General features: G+C 64.4%; 6 protein-coding genes. All 6 read right to left on the bottom strand.

Annotated elements, in window-relative coordinates; genetic code table 11:
• Positions 1–136: 136 nt before the first annotated feature.
• The 6 genes from EN745_RS07695 to EN745_RS07670 all read right to left on the bottom strand — a co-directional run bounded on the left by EN745_RS07695 (position 137) and on the right by EN745_RS07670 (position 6,458).
• Entirely contained in the window at positions 137–820 is a 684-nt protein-coding gene (locus EN745_RS07695) for an ABC transporter ATP-binding protein (protein WP_189362987.1), read from the bottom strand.
• Positions 817–2,118 carry a lipoprotein-releasing ABC transporter permease subunit gene (locus EN745_RS07690; protein WP_127420917.1) on the bottom strand — a complete coding sequence of 434 codons (1,302 nt, stop codon included), beginning with the start codon at positions 2,116–2,118 and terminating at the stop codon, positions 817–819. The genes EN745_RS07695 and EN745_RS07690 overlap by 4 nt, the downstream gene beginning before the upstream one ends.
• Positions 2,115–3,443 carry a proline--tRNA ligase gene (gene proS, locus EN745_RS07685; protein WP_126054036.1) on the bottom strand — a complete coding sequence of 443 codons (1,329 nt, stop codon included), beginning with the start codon at positions 3,441–3,443 and terminating at the stop codon, positions 2,115–2,117. Before proS ends, EN745_RS07690 begins: the two co-directional genes overlap by 4 nt.
• 531 nt (positions 3,444–3,974) lie before the next feature.
• Positions 3,975–4,259: a DUF1467 family protein gene (locus EN745_RS07680; protein WP_126054035.1), complete on the bottom strand. Its 285-nt coding sequence runs from the start codon at positions 4,257–4,259 to the stop codon at positions 3,975–3,977.
• A complete protein-coding gene (gene mce, locus EN745_RS07675) occupies positions 4,256–4,660 on the bottom strand; it encodes a methylmalonyl-CoA epimerase (protein WP_126054034.1) in 405 nt (134 codons plus the stop codon). Before mce ends, EN745_RS07680 begins: the two co-directional genes overlap by 4 nt.
• A 127-nt stretch (positions 4,661–4,787) precedes the next feature.
• Positions 4,788–6,458: a ribonuclease J gene (locus EN745_RS07670; RefSeq protein ID WP_126054033.1), complete on the bottom strand. Its 1,671-nt coding sequence runs from the start codon at positions 6,456–6,458 to the stop codon at positions 4,788–4,790.
• Positions 6,459–6,474 lie beyond the last annotated feature (16 nt).

Below are 6,474 nucleotides of genomic sequence, written 5' to 3'. Positions count from 1 at the left end.
CGCCGAGATTCGGGGCAGGCCGAGTCGAGAATGGTGGGTTCCGAGAACCGGAGCGGAGCGCACTTGAAGTACGTGAGCACCGGAAGCGCAGGAAGCCGCCTTTCGCAGGCCGGCCTCACCCGAATATCGCCGTGACCTAAAGGGGGACGACCTTGCCCTCGGCCAACGTCACCCGCCGATCCATGCGCGATGCCAACTCGTGGTTGTGGGTGGCGATCAGCGCCGCGAAGCCCGATTGCCTGACCAGCGCCTCCAGCGCCTCGAACACATAGGAAGCGGTGACCGGGTCGAGATTGCCGGTCGGCTCGTCGGCCAAAAGCACCAGCGGCGCGTTGGCGACGGCGCGCGCGATTGCCACGCGCTGCTGCTCACCGCCCGAGAGCTCCGACGGCCGATGATGCGCGCGCTTGCCGATCTGCATGTAGTCGAGCAGCTGTGCCGCCCGCTCGGCCGCCTCCTTGCGCGTCAGCCCCTTGATCAGCTGCGGCATCATGATGTTTTCCAGCGCGGAAAACTCCGGCAGCAGGTGATGGAACTGATAGACGAAGCCGACGTCGTTGCGGCGGATGGCCGTGCGTTCCTCGTCGGAGAGCCGGCCGCAGGCGCGCCCGCTCAGAATCACGTCGCCGGCGTCGGGCCGCTCAAGCAACCCGGCCGTGTGCAGCAGCGTCGACTTGCCGGTGCCGGACGGCGCCACCAGCGCCACCATCTCGCCGCGCCGCAGCGAAAAGTCGGCGCCGTTAAGAATGGTGAGCTTGCGCGGGCCCTGGACATAGTGCCGCTCGACGCTCTTCAGCTCGATAATGGCCTCGGCCATCACTCGTACCTCAAGGCTTCGACCGGATCGAGGCGGGCGGCCCGCCATGCCGGAAACACAGTCGCCAGGAAGGAGAGCACCAGCGCCATGATGACGACATAGGTCGTCTCGCGCGGGTCCATCTTCGCCGGCAGCTGGCTGAGGAAATAAAGCTCGGGATTGAACAGGATCCTGCCCGTCATCCACGAGAAGAACTGGCGGATCGATTCGATGTTGAGGCAGATGACGACGCCGAGCAGCACGCCGGCGACAGTGCCGGTGACGCCGATGGCCGCCCCCGTCATCAGGAAGATACGCAGGATGGCGCCACGCGAGGCGCCCATCGTGCGCAGGATGGCAATGTCGTGACCCTTGTCCTTCACCAGCATCACGAGGCCGGAAATGATGTTCAGAGCCGCCACCAGCACGATCAGCGTCAGGATCATGAACATAACGTTGCGCTCGACCTGCAGCGCCGAGAAGAACGTCTCGTTGCGCTGGCGCCAGTCGACAAGGTCGATCGGCCGCTGCGCCGCCTGCTCGACGAGCGGCTTCAGCGCATCGACATTGTCGGGATTGTCGACATAGATCTCTATGGTCTGCGCCCGCCCGTCCATGTTGAAATAGAGCTGCGCCTCCGAGAACGGCATGTAGACGATCGAGCTGTCATACTCCGACATGCCGACCTCGAAGATCGCCGCGATCTTGTAGCCCTTCATGCGCGGCGTCGTGCCAAGCGGCGTCACGTCGCCTTCCGGCGAGATCAGCGTGATGGTGTCGCCGAGCACGAGGCCAAGATTCTCGGCCATGCGCTTGCCGATCGCCACGCCCTCGCCGGTGTCAAAGCCGTCCAGCGTGCCCTGCTTGATGTTGCCGGAGACGATCGAGATCTTGCCGAGATCCTCGCCGCGTATGCCGCGCACCAGCGCGCCTGTGCCGCCGCCGACATTGCCTTGCGCCAGCACCTGGCCGTCGATCAGGGGAATCGCGTATTTGACGCCTGCCACGCCGTTGATGCGGCTCGCCACCTGGGTATAGTCCTCGAGCGGCGAATCGAGCGGCTGCGCGATCAGATGGCCGTTGACGCCGAGGATGCGGGTCAACAGCTCGGCGCGGAACCCGTTCATCACCGCCATGACGACGATCAGCGTGGCCACCCCCAGCATGATGCCGAGGAAGGAGATCGAGGCGATGACCGAGATCACCGTCTCCTTGCGCCGCGAGCGCAGGTAGCGCCAGGCAACCATGCGCTCGAACACCGAAAAGGCGCCGGCGGCTGGGGCTTTGACGGCCGGGGCTTTGGCTGCGGCCGCCTGGCTCATGCGGCGATACCGAGGCGCTTCTTCGCCGCTTCGATCGGCAGCGTCTCGCGCTCGCCGGTCCTGCGGTTCTTGATCTCGATCTCACCGGCGGCTACGCCGCGCGGCCCGACGATCACCTGCCAGGGCAGGCCGATCAGGTCGGCGGTGGCGAACTTGCCGCCCGGCCGCTGGTCGGTGTCGTCATAGAGCACGTCCTTGCCGGCGCCGGAGAGTGCGGCATAGAGCTCGTCGCAGACGCGGTCGCATTCGGCGTCGCCCACCTTCATGTTGATCAGGCCGATGTCGAACGGCGCCACCGCGTCGGGCCAGATGATGCCGTTGTCGTCATGGCTCGCCTCGATGATCGCCGCGACCAGCCGCGAGGGACCGATGCCGTAGGAGCCGCCCGAAGCGAAATGATCCTTGCCGTCGGGCCCGGTCACCTTGGCGCCCATCGGCTTGGAGTACTTCTCGCCGAAATGGAAGATATGGCCGACCTCGATGCCGCGCGCCGAGACTTTGTCGCCCTCGGAGACCTTGTCCCAGGCCGCCTCGTCATGCATCTCGTCGGTGGCGGCATAGGGGGTCGTCCACGTCTTGACGATGTCGGCGATCTCGGCGTCGTTGGAAAAGTCGGTGTTCGCGCCCGGCACGGCGAGCGAGAGATAGTCTCGATGGCAGAACACCTGGCTCTCGCCGGTGTCGGCCAGGATGATGAACTCGTGGCTTAGGTCGCCGCCGATCGGCCCGGTGTCGGCGCGCATTGGGATCGCCTGCAGGCCCATGCGCGTGAACGTCCTGAGATAGGACACGAACATCCGGTTGTAGGCGGCCTTGGCGCCCTCGTAGTTGAGGTCGAAGGAATAGGCGTCCTTCATCAGGAATTCGCGAGAACGCATAACGCCGAAGCGCGGCCGCACCTCGTCGCGGAATTTCCACTGGATGTGGTAGAGGTTGAGCGGCAGGTCCTTGTAGGACTTCACATAAGCGCGGAAGATCTCGGTGACCATTTCCTCATTGGTCGGCCCGTAGAGCATCTCGCGCTCCTGCCGGTCCTTGATGCGCAGCATCTCCTTGCCGTAGTCGTCATAGCGGCCGCTTTCGCGCCACAACTCGGCCGACTGGATGGTCGGCATCAGGATCTCCAGGGCGCCGGCGCGGTCCTGCTCCTCGCGGATGATCCGGCAAACCTTGTCCAGAACCCGCTTGCCGAGCGGCAGCCAGGAGAAGCTGCCCTGTCCCTGCTGGCGGATCATGCCGGCGCGCAGCATCAGCCGGTGCGAGACGATCTCGGCCTCGCGCGGATTTTCTTTGAGAATGGGCAGGAAATAGCGCGACAAACGCATGGACTGGTCCGTGAGAGAGGATGGCCTCGCCGGAATCGGCGCGGCATGGGCTGCTTGCCCCGGCTTCATAGCCATTTCATGGCGGATTGGAAACCCGAGCGAGCGGCCGAAGTGCCGCAACCGCCCGGTTGATCGTTTCACAAGCAAGGCCTGCCGTACTATTGTGCAGTGCAGCACGATATTGCCCGTTTGCGGGCAAAATTCTTCGTGACAATTTCATCTGCCTTAGGCTAGTGTGCCCCGATAACCGAGAGGGCGGAAAATAATCTGCTCTCCTACGCGGTCAAAGTCTTGGGAGGATGCGATCTAGGCGCGGTCACTCGCTGCCGCCGGACACCGGAAACAGATCGGACGCGTTTAAATTGCAAGGCCTCGTGCCTTGCATTTTTTTTGTGCAATCATCTGCTTAGTCTGGCAGGTTGCCAAACTGCTTCACCTAACGTCATCTCAACGAGAGTTCGACAGCCGGCTATCGGATTTCCGGCTGAAGCGAGTCGCAAGCAATGGGATGACTTTGGGTCGACTGCGTCGTTAATTCTTCGGCGTCTGGTTGAAGTCCGGCACGATGTGCGGGATGTCGTCGATGCCGAGGCCAAGCCCCCGCGTGATGCCGTAAAAGATGCCGAGAAGAACCAGCGTGGCGATCGTCGTCCGGAACGCCGCACGCAGCATATGCGGTCCGCGCGGCGCGCTGGGAACGGTGCCCAGTGTCACATCCTTGTCCTCATCCTGGGTTCTGAGGCTGAACGGCAGGACGGCAAACAGCACCACCCACCAGGTGGCGAAGAACAGCGCGATGAACGAGACCCAGCTCATGATTGCTCCAGTTCGACCAGCGTGCCGAAGAAATCCTTGGGATGCAGGAACAGCACCGGCTTGCCATGCGCGCCGATCTTCGGGCTGCCGTCACCCAGCACGCGCGCGCCGCTGGCCTTGAGCCGGTCGCGCGCGGCCACGATGTCATCCACCTCATAGCACACATGGTGCATGCCGCCCGAGGGGTTCTTCTCCAGGAACGCTGTGATCGGCGAGTTCTCGCCCAACGGTTCCAGCAATTCGATCTTGGTGTTGCCGACATCGACGAACACCACGGTCACGCCATGTTCCGGCAGCGCCTGCGGCGCGCTCAGCCGCGCGCCGAGCGTGTCGCGATAGGCCGCCATTGCCGCGGCCAGATCCGGCACGGCAAGCGCGACATGGTTCAGGCGTCCGAGCATAAAGCGCTCCGCTTTAGGGGAGTAAGGGAGTAGGGCAGTATGGGAGTAGGGAAACGAGTCTGAACAAATACAGACTGCTTATTCTTCCCTATTCCCCTACTGCCGTACTCCCCTATTCCCTTGTTCGTCACCGCGTGACGAACACCGTCACCAGCGGCTTCTTGCCCCAGGCTTCGTTGGCGGCACCGCGCACCGCGCGGCGCACCGCCTCCTGCACCAGGTCGAGGTCTTTTCGGCGCTGACGGGGGATCGAGTCCACGGCGCCGATTGCCGCATCGAGCATCAGGTCCTCCAGCGTCTCGCCGCTTGCGTCCGCCTCGGCGACGCCGATCGCCACCAGGTCGGGATCGCCGGCAAGCTCATATTTGTCGTCGAGCACGACATTGACGGCGACATGACCGGCAAAGGACAGCTTGCGCCGGTCGCGGATGCCCATCGCCTGGTCGGTGCCGATCAGCCGGCCGTCCTTGTAGACGCGGCCGAACGGCACCTGGTCGACAATGGTCGCGGCGCCCGGATAGAGCCTCAGCATGTCGCCGTCGCGCACCTGCGCCACCTGGCCGATGCCGGACATCGACATCAGCGACCCTTGCGCCACCAGATGCGCCGCCTCGCCATGCACCGGCACGCCGATCTGCGGCCGCACCCATTCATACATCTTGCGCAATTCGCTGCGGCGCGGATGGCCGGAGACGTGCACCAGCGCATCGCCGTCCTCGACGATCTTCATGCCGAGGTCGATCAGCCGGTTCTTGATCTCGAGGATCGCCTTCTCGTTGCCGGGGATGGTGCGCGAGGAAAACACCACGGTGTCGCCGGCCGTCAGCGACACCGATTTCATCTCGTCGCGCGACAGCTTGGCAAGTGCCGCCAGCGGCTCGCCCTGGCTGCCGGTGCAGATGATGACCAGGTTCTCGCGCGGGATGAAGCCGTAATCCTCCTCGGCGATGAACTCCGGCAGCCCGTCCATGTAGCCGAGCTCGCCGGCGACATCGATGACGCGCTTCAGCGAACGGCCGAGCACCAGACACTGGCGGCCGGCGTCGCGCGCCGCCCTGGCGATGGAAACGATGCGGCCGACATTGGAGGAGAAGGTGGTGACGGCGACGCGGCCCTTGGCGCTCTGGATGACGCCCTTCAGCCCCTCGCCGACCGCCACTTCCGAAGGCGATTCCCCTTCCCGCAGCGCATTGGTCGAATCGCAGACCAGCGCCAGCACGCCCTTGTCGCCATAGGCGCGGAAGCGCGCCTCGTCGGTCTTCGGCCCGATCGTCGGCTCCGGATCGATCTTCCAGTCGCCGGTGTGGATGACGGTGCCAGCCGGAGTGGTGATCGCCAGCGACATCGGCTCGGGAATCGAGTGGGCGACCGGGATGGCCTCGATCTCGAACGGACCGATGGTGAATTTCTCGCCGGCCCGGTAGATCATCGCCGGCACCTTCGGCGCATTCTGCTCGCCCTGCCGCTTGGCCTCCAGCAGGCCGGCGGTGAACGGCGTCATCCAGGCCGGCGCCTTCAGCCTCGGCCAGATGTCGAGCAGAGCGCCGTAATGGTCCTCATGTGCGTGAGTGATGACGATGCCGCGCAGACTGTCGAGGTTCTCCTCGATGAAGCGCGTGTCGGGCAGGATCAGGTCGACGCCCGGATGCGCCGAATCCGGAAAGGTGACGCCGACATCGACGACGATCCACTCGCGCGCATCGGCCGGCCCGTAACCGTAGAGGGCGAAGTTCATGCCGATCTCGCCGACGCCGCCAAGCGGCACGAAGACGAGTTCGGCGTTTTCCGCTTTCGCCATGTTTCTTCCCTTCCTG

Source organism: Mesorhizobium sp. M4A.F.Ca.ET.022.05.2.1, assembly GCF_003998845.1.
In the GTDB taxonomy this organism is placed as follows: Bacteria; Pseudomonadota; Alphaproteobacteria; order Rhizobiales; family Rhizobiaceae; genus Mesorhizobium.
The sequence above is the reverse complement of the archived record's forward strand: the minus strand, read 5'-3'. Positions and strand labels throughout refer to the sequence as shown.

What these genes read in the sequence shown, in the direction of transcription:
- EN745_RS07690 (WP_127420917.1), bottom strand. Translation starts at nt 2,118, where the DNA reads ATGAGCCAGGCGGCCGCAGCCAAAGCCCCGGCCGTCAAAGCCCCAGCC.
- EN745_RS07680 (WP_126054035.1), bottom strand. Translation starts at nt 4,259, where the DNA reads ATGAGCTGGGTCTCGTTCATCGCGCTGTTCTTCGCCACCTGGTGGGTG.
- mce (WP_126054034.1), bottom strand. Translation starts at nt 4,660, where the DNA reads ATGCTCGGACGCCTGAACCATGTCGCGCTTGCCGTGCCGGATCTGGCC.
- EN745_RS07670 (WP_126054033.1), bottom strand. Translation starts at nt 6,458, where the DNA reads ATGGCGAAAGCGGAAAACGCCGAACTCGTCTTCGTGCCGCTTGGCGGC.
- proS (WP_126054036.1), bottom strand. Translation starts at nt 3,443, where the DNA reads ATGCGTTTGTCGCGCTATTTCCTGCCCATTCTCAAAGAAAATCCGCGC.